This window comes from Paraclostridium dentum, assembly GCF_012922555.1.
Lineage (GTDB): Bacteria > Bacillota > Clostridia > Peptostreptococcales > Peptostreptococcaceae > Paraclostridium > Paraclostridium dentum.
Genome location: NZ_WIPK01000197.1, coordinates 1 through 318 on the forward strand (window position 1 = coordinate 1; position 318 = coordinate 318).

Here is a 318-nt window from a genome sequence, read left to right on the forward strand (position 1 = left end):
CCGGCATCCAGGTAGCAAGTGAAGGCACTGGGCTGTCCATCAATGCTCTCCACGTTAAACTCGTCTCCGGTGATCTCCACTTGGCCCTCGTATACCTTATCCAAGCCAAATTTGTTCAGCAACCTGCGGGCGAGGAGTAGTCCAGTGCAGTAGGCTGCTGCGTAGTTCGTCAGACCCACAGTGACACCATATTTCGGAAGCTCATGAGAGTATGCTGCACACACAATCATGTCTCCCTCAATCTTGGCATAGGCAATCTGACAGACAATGTCTCTGTTGGAGAAACGGACAATCATCCTGTACTTGGGTGTGTTGTAT

General features: G+C 50.6%; 1 protein-coding gene. It reads right to left on the minus strand.

Going from position 1 to position 318, the window contains the following annotated elements; genetic code table 11:
• The coding region (locus tag GFJ41_RS21345) for a hypothetical protein (RefSeq protein ID WP_206001639.1) at positions 1-318 on the minus strand (318 nt) is incomplete at both ends.